This is a genomic window from Caballeronia sp. GAFFF2 (genome assembly GCF_023631485.1).
In the GTDB taxonomy this organism is placed as follows: Bacteria; Pseudomonadota; Gammaproteobacteria; order Burkholderiales; family Burkholderiaceae; genus Caballeronia.
In genome coordinates this window covers 743,055-758,549 of the sequence record NZ_JALQDA010000035.1, presented here as the reverse complement: position 1 = coordinate 758,549, position 15,495 = coordinate 743,055, and the positions used below count along the sequence as shown (strand labels likewise).

General features: G+C 61.4%; 12 protein-coding genes. 6 read left to right on the top strand and 6 right to left on the bottom strand.

The window, feature by feature from the left end:
• Nucleotides 1–185: 185 nt before the first annotated feature.
• On the bottom strand, nucleotides 186–1,211 hold the full coding sequence (gene rtcA, locus NCT04_RS29510) for an RNA 3'-terminal phosphate cyclase (protein ID WP_250469383.1): 1,026 nt from the start codon (nucleotides 1,209–1,211) through the stop codon (nucleotides 186–188).
• A gap of 254 nt (nucleotides 1,212–1,465) precedes the next feature.
• Between rtcA and NCT04_RS29505 the strand changes: the two genes are divergently transcribed.
• Nucleotides 1,466–3,445 carry an MFS transporter gene (locus NCT04_RS29505; RefSeq protein ID WP_250469377.1) on the top strand — a complete coding sequence of 660 codons (1,980 nt, stop codon included), beginning with the start codon at nucleotides 1,466–1,468 and terminating at the stop codon, nucleotides 3,443–3,445.
• A 9-nt stretch (nucleotides 3,446–3,454) separates the two neighbouring features.
• On the opposite strand, the gene NCT04_RS29500 is transcribed toward NCT04_RS29505, so the two are convergent.
• On the bottom strand, nucleotides 3,455–4,606 hold the full coding sequence (locus NCT04_RS29500) for a peptidyl-alpha-hydroxyglycine alpha-amidating lyase family protein (protein WP_250469376.1): 1,152 nt from the start codon (nucleotides 4,604–4,606) through the stop codon (nucleotides 3,455–3,457).
• Between the two features lie 155 nt (nucleotides 4,607–4,761).
• Here NCT04_RS29500 and NCT04_RS29495 point away from each other — a divergent pair, with 155 nt between their 5' ends.
• Nucleotides 4,762–5,181, top strand: coding sequence for a hypothetical protein (locus NCT04_RS29495; protein WP_250469375.1), 420 nt, complete (start codon nucleotides 4,762–4,764; stop codon nucleotides 5,179–5,181).
• Here the strand turns inward: NCT04_RS29495 and NCT04_RS29490 are convergent, their stop codons facing one another.
• Nucleotides 5,182–6,144 (bottom strand): D-2-hydroxyacid dehydrogenase family protein, encoded by a 963-nt coding sequence (locus tag NCT04_RS29490; protein WP_250469374.1) that lies wholly within the window; start codon nucleotides 6,142–6,144, stop codon nucleotides 5,182–5,184. It lies immediately after the preceding gene.
• Nucleotides 6,145–6,301: 157 nt separating this feature from the next.
• Here NCT04_RS29490 and NCT04_RS29485 point away from each other — a divergent pair, with 157 nt between their 5' ends.
• Together NCT04_RS29485 and NCT04_RS29480 are read left to right on the top strand one after the other, a co-directional pair.
• Complete coding sequence (locus NCT04_RS29485; RefSeq protein WP_250469373.1) at nucleotides 6,302–7,159, top strand: hypothetical protein; 858 nt, start codon at nucleotides 6,302–6,304, stop codon at nucleotides 7,157–7,159.
• Nucleotides 7,160–7,295: 136 nt separating this feature from the next.
• A complete protein-coding gene (locus NCT04_RS29480) occupies nucleotides 7,296–8,651 on the top strand; it encodes a TAXI family TRAP transporter solute-binding subunit (RefSeq protein WP_244830774.1) in 1,356 nt (451 codons plus the stop codon).
• A 58-nt stretch (nucleotides 8,652–8,709) separates the two neighbouring features.
• On the opposite strand, the gene NCT04_RS29475 is transcribed toward NCT04_RS29480, so the two are convergent.
• Nucleotides 8,710–9,687 (bottom strand): aldo/keto reductase, encoded by a 978-nt coding sequence (locus tag NCT04_RS29475; RefSeq protein ID WP_244830776.1) that lies wholly within the window; start codon nucleotides 9,685–9,687, stop codon nucleotides 8,710–8,712.
• Nucleotides 9,688–9,935: 248 nt separating this feature from the next.
• On the opposite strand from NCT04_RS29475, the gene NCT04_RS29470 reads away from it, so the two are divergent.
• Both NCT04_RS29470 and NCT04_RS29465 read left to right on the top strand, forming a co-directional pair.
• Nucleotides 9,936–10,901: a LysR family transcriptional regulator gene (locus tag NCT04_RS29470; RefSeq protein WP_250469372.1), complete on the top strand. Its 966-nt coding sequence runs from the start codon at nucleotides 9,936–9,938 to the stop codon at nucleotides 10,899–10,901.
• A gap of 121 nt (nucleotides 10,902–11,022) precedes the next feature.
• Nucleotides 11,023–11,877, top strand: a complete 855-nt coding sequence (locus tag NCT04_RS29465; RefSeq protein ID WP_250469371.1) for an oxidoreductase — start codon at nucleotides 11,023–11,025, stop codon at nucleotides 11,875–11,877.
• A gap of 56 nt (nucleotides 11,878–11,933) precedes the next feature.
• Here NCT04_RS29465 and NCT04_RS29460 read toward each other — a convergent pair whose 3' ends face one another.
• Nucleotides 11,934–12,836: a transglutaminase family protein gene (locus NCT04_RS29460; RefSeq protein ID WP_250469370.1), complete on the bottom strand. Its 903-nt coding sequence runs from the start codon at nucleotides 12,834–12,836 to the stop codon at nucleotides 11,934–11,936.
• Nucleotides 12,833–15,466 (bottom strand): circularly permuted type 2 ATP-grasp protein, encoded by a 2,634-nt coding sequence (locus NCT04_RS29455; protein WP_250469369.1) that lies wholly within the window; start codon nucleotides 15,464–15,466, stop codon nucleotides 12,833–12,835. Before NCT04_RS29455 ends, NCT04_RS29460 begins: the two co-directional genes overlap by 4 nt.
• Nucleotides 15,467–15,495: the final 29 nt, after the last annotated feature.

Genomic DNA, 15,495 nt, shown 5'->3' with positions numbered 1-15,495 from the left:
AATACGTTTGATACGCGCCTGAAGTATTCTTTCGCCGATGCTTGCCCGTAAGAAGTCTGTCGATAGCGACGAGTGCCATGCGAATGAATAGTCACGGCGGTATCGACGTAAAGAATGCCGCTCTCGCGCGAATAAGTGCGCCGCATTGTTGCTCGGGCATGTGAAGCGTTCACATGTCCCGGTGATCAGCGACGCATGACTTCGACGACCGATGCCGTCGCATCGTAGGCTTCATGGAACTCGAAGCGCACCGGCAGAAAGCGCTCGATCACTTCCGCATTCGTCCTTGCGTGCATCGATATTTTCTCGACCGTGAAGCGGCCGCCGCCCGCGAGCGCGAGTGGCAACAGGAGCTGATCGCCGAGATGCTCGCCAATGGCCGCAGCGGATGCCAAATAGCGATCCGCCATTCGAACCACGGTCTGCGCAACCTTATCCGCCGATACCGCGCGTTCGCCAAACGCCGTAAATACCTCGGTGACGTGCGCATGTTCGAGCGTGACGAGCAACGCGTTTCCCGGCCCCGGTTCGGCTTCCAGACCACGCACGAGCAGCTGCGAGTCGTCCCATCCCATGCCGGGACGAACCACGTCGAGTTCATGTTGCGCAACGCCGGCGGGCGCCGCCGCGATAAAGCTCTCCGCATACGCGGTATCGAGCGCGCCACGCGACATCCACTCGCACGGACGCAAGCCCTTGCACGGCTGCACCGTGGCGACAATCTCTCCACCACCGTCCGGATAGAAGCCGAAGCGCTTGAGCTCGATGTCGATGACCGCGCCCATGTCGCCCATCGCGCGACGCCATGCGCGTTGCAGAAAATGCGCGGGCGGCGCCATCGGATTGTGTGTGCCGCCGCGTATACGCACGGTAGATGCTTTATCGGCGAATAAAAGCGCCGGCAGAATCGTTTGCAAGACGAGCGTGCAGCTTTCCGCCGTACCGATATCGAAGCTGTACTCGCCGCTCTTGATCGGCCCCGGCGCGAACATCAGCATCCGCGATCCGACTTCTGCTCCGGAACATTGCGCACCGGATATTGCTTGCGCTGCCGCCACCGCTAAGAGATGTCGATGCAACAGCCCTGGCTCACTTCGCCTTGCGCGGATATTCCCGATCCCGAAAGGCTGCCCCGTTAAAAGCGAAAGCGTGAGCGCCGTGCGTAAAACCTGGCCGCCACCTTCGCCGGCCGATCCATCCAGTTCAATCATTTGCTTGTTACTTGGTATTTAGAATTCATTCCGAAACCCCGGCGGCACGCATTCTCCGCTGTCGGAGCGTGATTCTGCAACCCTCCGTGCGCACGACAACCTTTGGTCTTGCGTGCAACTTACAGCACGCCGGTACACAAAATGCAAAACACTAAGCCATGCGCACAAAAATAGACTAATCTCCATCTGGCGCAACAGCCCGTACCGCATCGTCCAGCCAGCAAGCGCCCGCGCCCCGACGCCAGGAGACGCCCATGAACGACGCCTCACGCCCCGCCGCCTCCGACTCGGGCAACCTCGAGCAAGCCACCAACCTCCCCATGGAGCCGCGCGTTCAGAAGATCGTCGTGGCGATACACGGCATCGGCAATCAACTGCACAGCGATACCGTGCGTTCGGTCGCGAGCCAGTTCGGCGCACGCTACGATCCGCCATTGCCCGTCATGCCGTTGGGATACTTCGATATCGCGGGTGTCGGCGAAGTGGATGTCCGCCAGCTCGATCTGCCGCAAGGCGGTCCTTATACCGCCGAGCAGCGCGAGTTCTATTCCGCGCTTGGCTTCGCGGAAGTGTATTGGGCCGACATCCCGCGCGAAGTGGTCAAACAGGACGACACGCTCGAAGAAAGCAAGGCCTGGGGGTTGTCCATCGTGAGCCGCGCGCAGGCGGCATACATGCTGACCGTCGCGGATCGCAAGCTGGAGCCAGCCGATTTCTCGCTCGCCGCGGGTGTGGTGGAAGAAGTGGTCGAAACCGTCGCCATCATGCAAAGCCTGCTTGCCGTGACCGAGAAGGCCGGCATCTTCAAGTTCGATCTGGCGCCCGTGCTGCGCGACTATGTGGGCGACGTGCAGCTTGTCGCGGATTTCAAGCAGCATCGCGACACCATCGTGTTCCGGTTTCATCGCGTGATGGAGCGTCTCGTCGCGCTCGTCACCGAGCGCTGTCAGTGTCCGCCCGAGGTGTATATCGTCGCGCACAGCGAAGGTACGGTGATCAGTTTTCTGGGCATTCTGCAGGCGCTTTCCGCTCCGACGGCAGCGGACCCCAAAGACCACAAGCAAGTCATCGATACGAGCTGGGTGCAGAGTCTGCGCGGCTTCATGACGATCGGTTCACCCATCGACAAACACATCCTCTTGTGGCCAAGACTCTGGGACGGCATGCAGCTTCGAAGCGAAGTGCAAGGAGAGTGCATCACGCAAGTCGATCGTCCGGGCGGGCCGTTGACACTGCCCTCGCGTATCCGCTGGCGCAACTACTATGACTTCGGCGATCCGGTCGGCTTCGCGCTCGATACCGCCCGCGACTTTCTGCAACAGCGCGGCTGCGAGGCTTTCGAGTTCGATGCAGACAAGCACGACATCGGCTTCTCTCGCTATTGGCTGCCGGGCAAGGCGCATACGGATTACTGGACGGACTCGAATGTCTTCGGCCATTTCATCGAAGACGTGGTGCTGCGCAAGAACACCGCGAAGGCGCCGGGCAATCTGCCGTTACGCGGCATGGTCGGCACGGCGATTCCTTATCTGCTCAGCTTCGCGCTTCATCTCATGGCCGTGTTCTTCATCTACAAGGCAGTCACGGCCACCTCAGGTGCGGGCGGCGCGAGCACGGCGCCAGCGTTTATATACCTGACGCGCTCGGTGTTCGCGCTCGCGTGTCTTCTGATGGGCACGACAGTGGCCGCACGCATACCGCGGCTCGTCAAGGCGAGCGGCGCCACGCATCCGGTTGCACGGCTACGTTGGCGTCTCGTCGCGCTTGCTGCGTTCGTCGCGGGCGTCGCCATCTTCTGGCTCATGATCCTGAATGGCGTTGCCGAGTTCCTCGCGAGTCCAGTCACGCATGATGGCCATGCGCCCAGCGCGCTCACCGGGAAAGTCATGTTCACCCTGGCCGCGCTGATCGTCGCGCTGACGGGATGGCTCGCGCCGCGCAAACCGCGATGGGGACGCCGCGTGCTCGTCGCAGCGGGCACGTTGATGACAATCCTCATCGTCGGCGTGCGACTCTGGGGCGACCTCGCAAACAAGCCGTTATGGCCCGTGGTGATCGGTGCACTGCTGTTTCTCTATGCGTGGTGGCTGGCCATTCTGATATTCGATCTCGCCTTCGTTTGGCATCGCTATGTACGCAACTCAGTCGCGCTCGATACGCTGCGCGCATGGCGTGAAACCGGCAAGGACCCGCTGCCCAAACCGATCATGTCGATGCGGGGCAAGCAAAACTGAGGGTAGCGTCTATGCATGATGCACGAGCTTCTGCACGCGCCAGTTGAGCAGTTCCGCGACGAAGAGCGTGTTCTCCGATGGACACGCCATCTCGTGAATCCAGCCGAACTGCTTCAACTGCTTGCCGGCACGGCCAAGCACGCCGAGCAGCTTGCCGTCGAGCGAGAGCTTGTAGATGCGGCCTGGAAAGGCATCGGCGCTATAGAGCACCTGGTTCGGTCCCGGTGAGATGCAAATGGCCCAGGGCGATCCGGGCGCGAAAGTGCCCGCCGCAATCGCGGCTTCATCCGGCATGTTGCCAATAGCAGGACGCGCATCCGGCGGTACGGGTACGTCGATTGTGAATTGGCGCTGGAAGTTGCCTTCCGTGTCGAAGACCTGAATGCGACGGTTGCTGCGATCGGCGACGTACACCATGTTGTTTGCATCGACGGTAATGCTGTGCGGCGTATGAAACTGCCCCGGCGCCTTGCCACGCTCGCCCCACGACTTGATCCAGTTGCCGTCGTTATCGACCTTCGCCACGCGCGAGTTGATATAACCATCGCTTATATAAGTGTTGCCTGCCGTGTCCCACGCAACGTCGGTCACTTGCCTGAAGCGTCCCGGCTCCGAAGCCAGCGGCGGGTTCGGATGCTTGAGCGGCGCGGTTTCTTCGTCCGCTGCTTCCTGCTTGCGGCCGAACACCATCGCCACGCGTCCTTCAGGCGTGAACTTGATGATCATGTCCGAGCCTTTATCCGTCACCCAGATGTTGTCGTGCCGGTCGATCTTGACCGTATGCGCGAACGACCACGCATAGAGGTTGTGGCCGATCTCGCGCACGAAGCGGCCATTGCGATCAAACTCCAGGAGTTGCGCGGCCGCCGCGCCATACGCGGGACCTGTGCTGTTACCGCGCGAAAGAACGAAGATGTGCCCCGCCGAATTGACCGCAACGCCCGAGCATTCGCCGAGGTACACGTCGGTTGGCAAGCGCACGGGATCGGGTATGGAGTCGAAGGGCAGAGATGGCACACTGTCGTCTGCATAAGCAAGATGCGGGAACAGTGCGAGCGCCGCTGCGCTCTGCGTGGCCATCGCGAGAAAGCGACGGCGGCTTGCGACGCCCGGCTGCATGACTTCGCAGCATGGGCAGAACATCGAGTGCTGAAGGCTCATCGTTACCCTCCTCTTGTTCGTCGCCTGCATGGACGGGCATCGTCGCTTCAGGCTTCTGACGATGCGAGAGGAAGTGTAGTGTATTTGAAGCGAGACGCGCACGCGGTTCGCTTAACGGCTTTCGAATCTGAAAGGACTAAAGGGAGAAGCGCATCATGAGCGATGCATGGCAATATCAGGTAAGAATCAGGCTCGCGCCAGACTATGCGACGAAGGCTCGCCAAAACATGGATGACGTTGCGCTCGCGCCGCTCGCTTCGCTATTGCGAACGCATGACGCCGAGTTGCAATGTCAGTTCGATGCCTTCGCGGGCTACGTGGCCGAAGCGGAACGCGAGGGAACGGAACACTATCCGCTCTATCAATGGACGCGCGACACCATTGAAGACCCGGTGAAGAAGGCCAGGTACATCGAGTGGTTCACCTTCCATGTGCAAGGGCAAGAGGTCTATGACAAGCCACTCGCCGATGCACTCGAAGCCGACCTGACCGCGCTGAACAGCGAAGCGATCAGCGAGATCAGAAAGATCGATACGAACCCTGCACGCAATCCGCAGCCGCCGAAGCAACCATGACTACGCCTTGGTTGCATCCATCCATTCGACGATATTGCGCACCGTGTCTTTATAGAACGTGCGATACAACTCTTCCGTGACATAGCCGATATGCGGCGTTGCAAGCACGTTTTGCAGCGAGCGCAGTGGATCGTCCGCGGCGAGCGGTTCTTCGTCATACACGTCGAGCCCCGCGCCTGCGATTCGCTTCGACGTGAGTGCATCAAGCAAGGCGGCATGATCGACGATAGGCCCGCGCGACGTATTCACGAGCCGCGCCGTCGGCTTCATCAGCGCGAATTCAGGCGCGCTCACGAGATGCCGCGTGCGCTCCGATAGCCGCAAGTGAATCGACACCAGGTCCGACGTGCGGAAGAGCGTTTCATTATCGACGCGCTGCACGCCTTTCTCCTGCGCGCGTTCCTCGGTAAGGTTCTGGCTCCACGCGATCACGTTCATGCCAAACGCGCGGCCGATCACGCCGACTGCCGAACCAATACGCCCGAGACCCAGAAGCCCGAGCGTCTTGCCCGCGAGTTCGGTGCCGAGGCCAACCTGCCATCCGCCGCCTTGCAACGAACGATTCTCGGCGGGAATGTTGCGCATCGTCGCGAGGATGAGCGCCCAGGTGAACTCGATAGTGGCCGTCGACGAGTAACCCGTGTGCCTGACCTCGACGCCACGGTCGCCAGCTGCGTCGAGATCGATGGATGCATTCGCCGCACCCGTCGATGCGATCAGCTTGAGCCTTGGCAAATGCTCGATGATGTCGCGCGTGAGCGGCGTGCGCTCGCGCATGGCGCAGATGACATCGAAGGGTTCGAGGCGCTTGAGCAAGGCATCGCGCTCGGCGATGTGATCGTTGAAGACGGTGATCTCGGCGCGGCCTTCGAGCGGCGACCAGTCTGCGAGCTTGAGTGCGACGTTTTGGTAGTCGTCGAGTATGGCGACGCGGATCGAAGAAGAAGTAGACGCGATAGACATGATGAATGGCTCTGCTGCTAAAGAAGAGGCCCTAGTGTGACGCAAAGCGCGATTTCGCGTCGGCGCGACATCTCGTGAAATAAGTTTGGAAGAGACTGCGCGAGACGCTTTCCCTATAGTGATCTGCATCGCCACCCACGAATCGAAGGGACTTCCCGTGAAAAGCAGATCAGACATCACCGTATCGAACCCATCCGGCACGCATGCGACTGCTCGCGCGCTGCGTCATGTACTCGTGATTGTCACCACTGCGGCGCTCGCATTTGCAAGCAGCTCGGCCTTCGCGGGCTGGACACGCTCAGGCTCCGCCTACACCGGCCGTGGCGAATATAACGGCGCGCACGCGGGTTCATGCGGTGGCGGCAGTTGCTCGCATGCCGGCGGCTACATGAATCCGTGGGGCGGCGTGGCGACCAACACCGGCACGGTCACGCGAACCGGCACCGGGCAGTTCGCGAACTCGGGCACCGCCGTGGGTCCGGAAGGACGATCCGTGCAGCACTCCGGCGATACGAACTGCGCTGGCGGCAGCTGCAATCACACCGGCAACATGACCACGCCGAACGGCAAGACCACCACCACCGACAGCACCGTCACGCGCAACGGCGTCGGCCAGTACTCATCGACGGGGTCGGTGACCGGACCCAACGGCAATACCTCGACGCATAACGCATCCACGAATTGCGCGGGCTACACCTGCAATCGCTCGGGCACGGTGAACACCGCGAGCGGCGGCAGCGTAACGCACTCAGCAAGCGCTACGAGCGTCGCGCCGGGCGTCGTGGTGACATCGGGTACGTCGGGTGCTTATGTGGCCAGCAGCGGCTCGCATGGCGCCACCGTGGTCACGGGTAGCACCGTGACGGCCAGCACGACGACGGTGATCGCAGCGCCCGTCGTCGCGACTCCGCCGCCGCCCGCAGCGACGGTTTATGTCGCACCGGCGCCGCGCCCTGCCGTGTGGGTTCCCGCGCACTGGGTCGGCAGATTCTGGGTGCCCGCGCATTGGGCGTGATGCGGCAAGCATGACGAGCATGACGGGCATGTCTTACCGCCTGTAAGCGGTACACTGCGGGTCAACGCCGCTCATCAACGAGACTCGTCATGGTCAATCATGCCTGTGCTTGCCGGACCTTCAGGATCGCTCACTCATGAAGCGGCAAGACGCGAAGCGCCCGTATCTGCCACACGAACATACGCATAGCGTGCTGCACGATCTCACCTGGACTGCCGGGCCTGTCGTGCTTGCGCTTGCCATCGCCGGGGCACTGGTCTTCTGGCTCCTCGATCCCGCGCCGCCTCGCACCATCACCATAAGCGCGGGACAAACCGACAGCTCGTTCTACTATTACGCCGAAGAGTACGCGAAGATCCTCGCAAGAAACGGCGTCACGCTCAAGGTAATGCCATCGGATGGCTCGGTGCAGAACCTGCATCGTCTGCTCGATCCGAAGGAGAGAATCGATCTCGCGCTCGTGCAGGGTGGCGTGGCGAGCAAGGAGCATGCTTCATCGTTGATATCGCTCGGCAGCGTGTCGTATGTCCCGCTCGTCGTGTTCTATCGCGGCAAGGGGCTGACGCAGCTTTCTCAACTCGAAGGCAAGCGCATTGCAATCGGCCGTGAAGGCAGCGGCACGCGCATGCTGTCGCTCAAGCTGCTCGAAGCGAATGGCATTAGACCAGGTGGAAGCACGGAGCTATTTGCAACAGACGGCCTGGACGCGGCCACGCAACTCGTCAGCAATCAGGTCGATGCCGTCTTTCTAAGCGGCGATTCCGCCACACGCGCACTCATGCTGCGCATTTTGAAAGTACCGGGCGTCTCGGTAATGGACTTTCAGGAAGCGCGCGCTTATACGCGTGTTTTTCCTTATCTCGATGAGATCGATCTGCCGCCAGGCGTGCTGGATCTGGGCCGTCGCGTGCCGTCCGAGACCGTGCATCTGGTTGCGCCAACCGTCGAACTCGTCGCGCGCCCAACGCTGCATCCCGCGCTATCCGATCTATTGATCGAAGCCGCGCAGGAAGTGCATGGCAAGCCCGGACTCTTGCAACGCGGCGGACAGTTTCCGAATTTCGTCGCGCATGAGTTTCCGATCAGCGAGGACGCCAACCGTTATTACCATTCCGGCAAGGGCTTCTTTTACCGCGTGCTGCCGTTCTGGCTTGCGAATATCGCGGATCGCGCGCTCGTGTTGTTGCTGCCCGTGGCGGTGCTGATTTTTCCGGCGCTGCGGATCGTGCCAGGCTTGTATCGATGGCGCGTGAGGTCGCGAATCTATCGTTACTACGGCGCGTTGCTGGCGGTCGAACGCGGCGCCATGCGAATGTCGAACGATGAAGAGCGCAAGGGCCTGCTGGTCGAACTCGATTACATCGAGGAGTCGTTGAACACGCTCAAAGTGCCGCTTGCGTATGCGGATGCGCTTTACGTTTTGCGCGAACATATCGGCTTCGTCAGGTCGCGGCTTTCGGCCGTCACGCGAAAAGCCGCGAGCGAGGTTTAGCAGCCTCGACGATGGCTGCGTCATCTCATGGACAACGCAGCCATTAACGCCGAAACGCTTACTTGAACCCGGCCACCGCGTGCGGCACGTAAGGCTTTTCGAGTTGCGCGATTTCCTCGTCGGTCAGGTTCAATTCGAGCGCAGCAACCGCATCGTCGATATGTCCCACCTTGGACGCACCGATGATCGGCGCACTCACAGGCGTCTTCTGTGCAACCCAAGCCAATGCAACCTGCGCACGCGGTACTCCACGCGCTTGAGCGACGGCGGCAACGGCTTCGACCACTGCACGGTCCGCATCGTCCGTTCGATACAGCGTGCTGCCGAATGCATCCGACTCTTGTCTTGCGCTGGTCGCATCCCAGTCGCGCGTCAGGCGTCCTCGTGCAAGCGGACTCCACGGCAATACGCCGATGCCCTGATCCACGCAAAGCGGCAGCATCTCCCGCTCTTCTTCGCGATACAGCAGGTTCAAGTGGTTCTGCATCGTCTTGAACTCGGTCCATCCTTTGGCACGCGAAAGATAGAGCGACTTGCTGAACTGCCACGCATACATTGAAGACGCACCGATATAACGCGCCTTGCCCGCCTTCACGACATCATGCAGCGCTTCGAGGGTTTCCTCGATCGGGGTCGTGTAATCCCATCGATGAATCTGGTAGAGATCGACGTAATCCGTTCCGAGTCTGCGCAAGCTGTTATCGATCTCGTTGAAGATAGCCTTGCGCGACAAGCCACCACCGTTCGCACCGGGACGCATGCGATTGAAGACCTTCGTTGCAATGACGATATCGTCGCGTCGCGTGAAGTCGCGCAATGCGCGGCCGACAATCTCCTCCGATGTGCCATCCGAATAGGTATTGGCGGTATCGAAGAAGTTGATGCCCGCGTCCAGCGCGTGCTGAATGATCGGGCGGCTCTTTTCTTCGTCGAGCGTCCATGGATGCGTGCCGCGCTCCGGCACACCGAACGTCATGCAGCCGAGACACAGGCGCGAGACCTCGAGTCCGGTCGAGCCCAGTTTCACGTATTCCATCGTGTGATTCTCCATTCAAGGCGAACAAGCGTGTAGGCAACCAAGCTCTCTACCTTAGCGCATGCAGCCCCGGCGCGCTTTCAGCCAGCCTTAAAAGCCTGCATGGCAATTCGCGCTTGACGCATCCCTTCACTCCTGCCGGTAGCGTCCGCTGCTGCTAACATGCCCTGCTTCGAAGCGCCTTTATCAGATGTTCAAGCTCGCGTGGCTTGCAAGGAAGCGCCGATATTCGTTCGAGGAATGCGTGCATGCATCAGGATCAGCTGGACGGCATCATGACGTTCGTCGCGGTAGCCGAGGAAAAGGGCTTTTCCGCCGCTGCCGTGCGGCTTGGCGTGTCGCCCTCCGCCGTAAGTCAGGCTATTCGCACACTTGAGAAGCGCGTGGGCCTCGCGTTGTTCTCGCGCAATACGCGCGGCGTGAGCCTTACCGAAGCCGGAGAAAAATTCTTCGAACGCGTCTTGCCCGCAGTGCGCGAACTCGCGCTCGCTTCGGAAGAACTCGGCGCGGCGGCCGAACGACCGTCCGGAACCTTGCGCATTACGGTGGCGCGCTCGGGTCATATGATCGTGCTGCAGCCCGTGTTACGCCGCTTTCTCGAACGTTATCCGGAGATTCGCGTCGACCTGTGCATCGACAATTCGCTCGTCGATATCGTGGCGCGCGGCTTCGACGCGGGTATCCGTTTTGGCGATCGTGTCGAGCGCGATATGGTGGCCGTCCGGATCGGGCCGCCCATCGAAGCGCATATCGTCGCATCGCCTGACTATCTTGAACGGCGCGGCGTTCCGAAGCATCCGCATGATCTGGCGGCGCACGACTGTATAAGCTTTCGTCTGATCAGCACCGGACAGATCGAGCGCTGGAGCTTCAGGAAGAATGGCGAATCGCTCGATCTCGTCGTGACAGGTCGACTCATTCTCAATGACTCGGCTGCGCTCGTGCAATCGGCGCTGGATGGCATCGGCATCGCTTATATGATCAATGGTTATATCGAGCGATTCATCGAGGAAGGCCGGCTCGTGCGCCTCCTCGCCGACTGGAGCCCGCCACTGCCCGGCTATACGCTGTACTACCCGGACCGCCGTCATGTCGCGCCGAAGCTGCGCGCCTTCATCGACTTTCTTCGCGATGAGCGTGACGGGCTCGCGACTTCGCAGCAAGACATCGAACATAGGCCAAGCGTCGATATGCTGATTCGTCAGGCGCTTTGAAGTCTTTGTCTGTCAGCGGCGCTTATAAGGGCTTGAATCTCCAGACGCTGTCGCACAAGCAGGGAATGGATCATGCTCGCGAATTGCTCACGAAATAACGTTTTCTAACGGAGAATCGCACATGGCAACGACCGCTGACAAACCCGTCTGGTTCATTACCGGATGTTCGACCGGCTTCGGCCGTGAGCTCGCCGCCAAGACCCTGGGCCTCGGCTACCCGACCGTGATCACCGCGCGCAACGTCGCGGCCGTCGAAGATCTTGCAAAGGAGTACGGCGATCTGGCGCTTGCGCTCACGCTCGATGTCACCGACCCTGCTCAGGTCAAAGCCGCAGTGCGCGATGCGACGGCCAAGTTCGGCCGCATCGACGTGCTCGTGAATAACGCGGGTATCGGCTACTTCGGCTCGCTGGAAGAAAGCGAAAGCGAAGAAGTGCGCAAGATGTTTGAAATCAACGTCTGGGGCTTGGTCGATATGACCCAAGCCGTGCTACCGGGCATGCGCGCGAAAAAGAGCGGGACCATCGTGAATATTTCGTCGGTCGGCGGGATCATCGCGTTCCCGGGTATCAGCTTCTATCATGCGACGAAGTTCGCGGTCGAAGGCTTGTCGGAATCACTGTCGCAAGAAGTAAAGCCGCTCGGCATCAAGGTGCTCATCGTCGAGCCGGGACCGTTTCGCACCGACTGGGCGGGCCGCTCGGCGAATCAGGCGCCGCATACCATCGCCGATTACGCCGAGACCGCGAAGGCGCGCGTCGATATGGTGCGCAACTACAGCGGCAAGCAGCCGGGCGATCCGGTGCGTGCCGCCGAAGCGATCATCAAGGCGGTCGAAAGCGACAATCCGCCGTTGCGGCTCTTGCTCGGCAAGGCCGCGCTCACCAACGCGCGCCTGAAAGTCGAGGCCCTGCGCAAGGACTTCGATGGCTGGGAAGCGGTGACGCTGGGCGCGGACTTTCCAGAAGGCGAATGAGTGCGCTGATGAATAGGGCATTCTGCATGCGGTCTGTTGAATGCAGAATGCCGGACTTACAACGCCAGCACGTTCACCGCCACGTCTATGTGGTGCGACCCGCCGCCGAGGATCATCCCGCGCAATAACGACACGTCCGTGTAGTCACGCCCCGTGGAAAGCGTGATGTGATCGAGATCCGCCAGCACGTCGTTGGTCGGATCGAGATCGACCCAGCCGCTCTGCGGGCAATGCACTGAAACCCATGCATGCGAGGCATCCGCGCCGATCAGCCGGGTCTGGCCCGGCGGCGGGTCGTTGCGCAAGTAACCGCTCACGTAGCGCGCCGGCAAGCCGAGCGAGCGCAGGCAACCGATCATCACCTGCGCGAAGTCCTGGCACACGCCGTGACCCAAGTCGAAGGCGCGCGTGGCGGGTGTATCGAACGCAGTCGACGACGGGCGGTACTCAAAATCCGCATGAATGCGATGCATCAGATCGATTGCACCCACGACGAGCGGTGTGTCGGCCTCGAAGCTCTGTGCGCCGTACTCGCGCAACGCCTGATCGAGCGCGATGTTCGGCGACGCATAGCAAAACTCGCTCTCCGCGAAGAACCGCGCGCCCGCGTGGTATTGCAGGCGTTGCACGACCTTTTCCCACGGCGGCGTTTCGGCGGGATCGAACGCATTCCAGCGCGGCACGAGCCGCACCGTGGTCTCGCTCGTCATCGAAAGACGCTCGTGCGGCGCATCGAGCGAAAAGTACAGCACGTCGTTGCCGAACGCATCGACTCGGCTGTGCACATAGGACGGCACCGGCTCGATCCGCTCCGTGTGCGCGATCACCTGTTGCCACGGGCAATGCAATGGGCGAATCACCGCGAGATGCTGCGCGATCTCGACAGGCGTCGAATAACGATACGTGGTGCGATGCGTGACCGCGAGTGTCGTGGCTTCGGGGTTGTTGGATACGGTCATGAAGATACCTGCGAGGCCAGCGTGTTCGCATGGCTGAAGTAACGCGCGCTTACCTCGTTCGAAGCCACGCCCACGGCACTCACGAGCCGGTCGCACAGTTCGATCAGATTGGCGAAGTGGCCGTCTTCGTCCGTCTCGCAAAGCGACTCGAGACTCGGAAATGATTCTGCATGCGGCATGATGAATGCAAAATGCGTTCGACGCGCGCCGCCCGCCGCCGCTGCGATTTCATCGAGCTTTTTGCGCAAGCGGACATACACGCCGACGAGGCCGCGCGGATTGGTTTCATCCAGCACGATCATGTCGATGAGCGCCGGCACTTCCAGCCGTCCCGGATAGCGTGATCGATACGTTAACGTGCTGTCGAAAAGCTGCAGCAACAAGTCGAAGCCTGCCGGTGTGGTCAACGTGCCGTGCTCGGCAGCCACGCGCACGAAGCTCGCCATGTTCGCGACGCGTTCGATATGCCGGCCAATGAAGAGCAGCCGCCACGCTTCGTCGCGCGTCATGCGGTCGCCTTGCGCACCGCTGATGGCGGATAGCTGCGTCGCCAGATGTTCGAGCGCATTCGCGAGCATTACGCGGTCGTAGTGCCTGCTGACCGGCGGCGCGGACTCGCCGCTTCCGCTCGCATTCGGACTTCCGCTCGCCGAAGGCAGCGCAAGCCGCGCGAGGGCATCGCGGAAATCGTTGCGCGACGCGAGAATGTTGCGCCAATGATCGTTGGAAAGACGGTCGCGAATTTCGCCCGAGGCGCGTGCCTGATCCGCGAGATTGCCGCCAATGCTCGTCGACCGGTTTGCAAGACCCATCACCAATGCGCGCTCGAAGGCTTGCGGAGAACTGCGCGCGGGCGTATCGATCGATGGAATTAGGCCGCATTGCGCCGCGAAGTCGGCAAGCGTCGGGAACAGATCGCCGTTGTCGTTGACTTCGAGCGTGCCCAAAAGCAGGCGGCACAGGCGCACGTTGTTCTCCGAGCGCTCGCTGTAGCGGCCCGCCCAAAAAAGATTTTCTGCCGCGCGGCTCGACACCGTGCGGCGCGCGCGCACGTCGCCCGGTTTCATCGGCGAAGGCAACAGCGATGCGGCCGGCACCGGTTGACTCGACAGCACCCACGTATCCACGCTGCTGCCGCCGAACTGCATGGACACCGTGGCTCGCCGGTCTGCGGCAAGCCGCGTGAAGCCGCCCGGCACGACGCTGAAGCCGCCGTCGATGTTCGCAATGGCATACACGCGCAGCACACAGGGACGCGAACCCAACGCGCCATCATTGAAACGCGGTGCGCTCGAAAACTGCAGGTTCTCCTGCACCGTGAAAACATCCGGCGAGCGTTCAATCCGTTCGCGCCATTCCGCCAGGTCCTGCACGCCCGCGTCGATGCCCGGCGGATGGTCGGTTTGCGCGCCCGGCCACGTCGGCGCGAGCAACGCTCGGTCCAGTTGCTCGAATGCTTCCTCGCGCGCGGCGGGCTCGCCGCACCACCACGTCGGCACGGTCGGCAAGTCGAGCGACTCATCGAGCAAGGCATCGGCGATACCCGGCAGGAATGCATTGAGCGCGGGAGATTCGGTGAAGCCCGCGCCCGGCACGTTGGACACCATCACGTTGCCCGCGCGCATGACCTGCAGCAGTCCTGGCACGCCGATGGTCGAGTCGCCGCGCAACTCGACTGGATCACAAAATGCATCGTCGAGCCGCCGTAATATTGCATGCACTCTCGACAAACCCGCAAGCGTCTTGAGATAGAGCTTGTCATGCCGCACCGTCAGATCCTTGCCTTCCACGAGCGTCACGCCCAGATAGCGCGCGAGGAACACGTGCTCGAAGTAAGTCTCGCTGAATGGTCCTGGACTCAAGAGCGCGATATGCGGTGCATCGGGAGAAGTCTCTTCGTGTTCGCCATCGTCGTCGCGCATGGTGGCGCGCGCGGCGCGTGCGAGCGTCGCGATGAGTTGCGCATAAGCGGGCGCGAGACGGCTCACGCGCATGGCACGAAACGGATCGGCAAATAGACTCGCGACGATGAGCCGGTTTTCGAGCGCATAACCGAGGCCGGAAGGCGCCTCGGTCCGATGCGCCATGACCGTCCATGTGCCCTTCGGCGTGCGCGCGAGATCGACCGCGACGATCTGCAGGAAGCGCCCGCCAGGCGGTACGTAGCCCTTCACGGGACGCAGATAGCCAGGATGTCCGAACACGAGCGCGGTGGGCAAGAGACCACGATGCAGCAGCGTCTGCGGGCCGTAGATATCGGCCATGATCGCTTCCATGAGACGCGCGCGCTGAGCGACGCCGCGTTCGATCACGGCCCACTCTTCTTCGTCGATCAGAAGCGGCAGCAGGTCGAGCGACCACGCGCGCGGCTCGCCGTTATCGGCATAGACGTTGTACGTGATGTCGTTGTCGCGAATCTGCTGCGCAACGGCGGCCACGCCTTCATCCAGATGCTCGATACCGTCTTCACCGAGCAATTCGAAAAACTGGCGCCAGGGCTCGCGCAACTGGCCGGAAGAATCGCGCAATTCGTCCCAGTGCCCTTCGCGCGCCGGCAAGGTGCGCATCAGCGCGAGTGCGTCGACACGCGCACCGGACGTGTCGAAGGGCAAGGTCGATTGAAACGGCAAGATCGTCTGGTTCCGTGAATGAGCGCTTC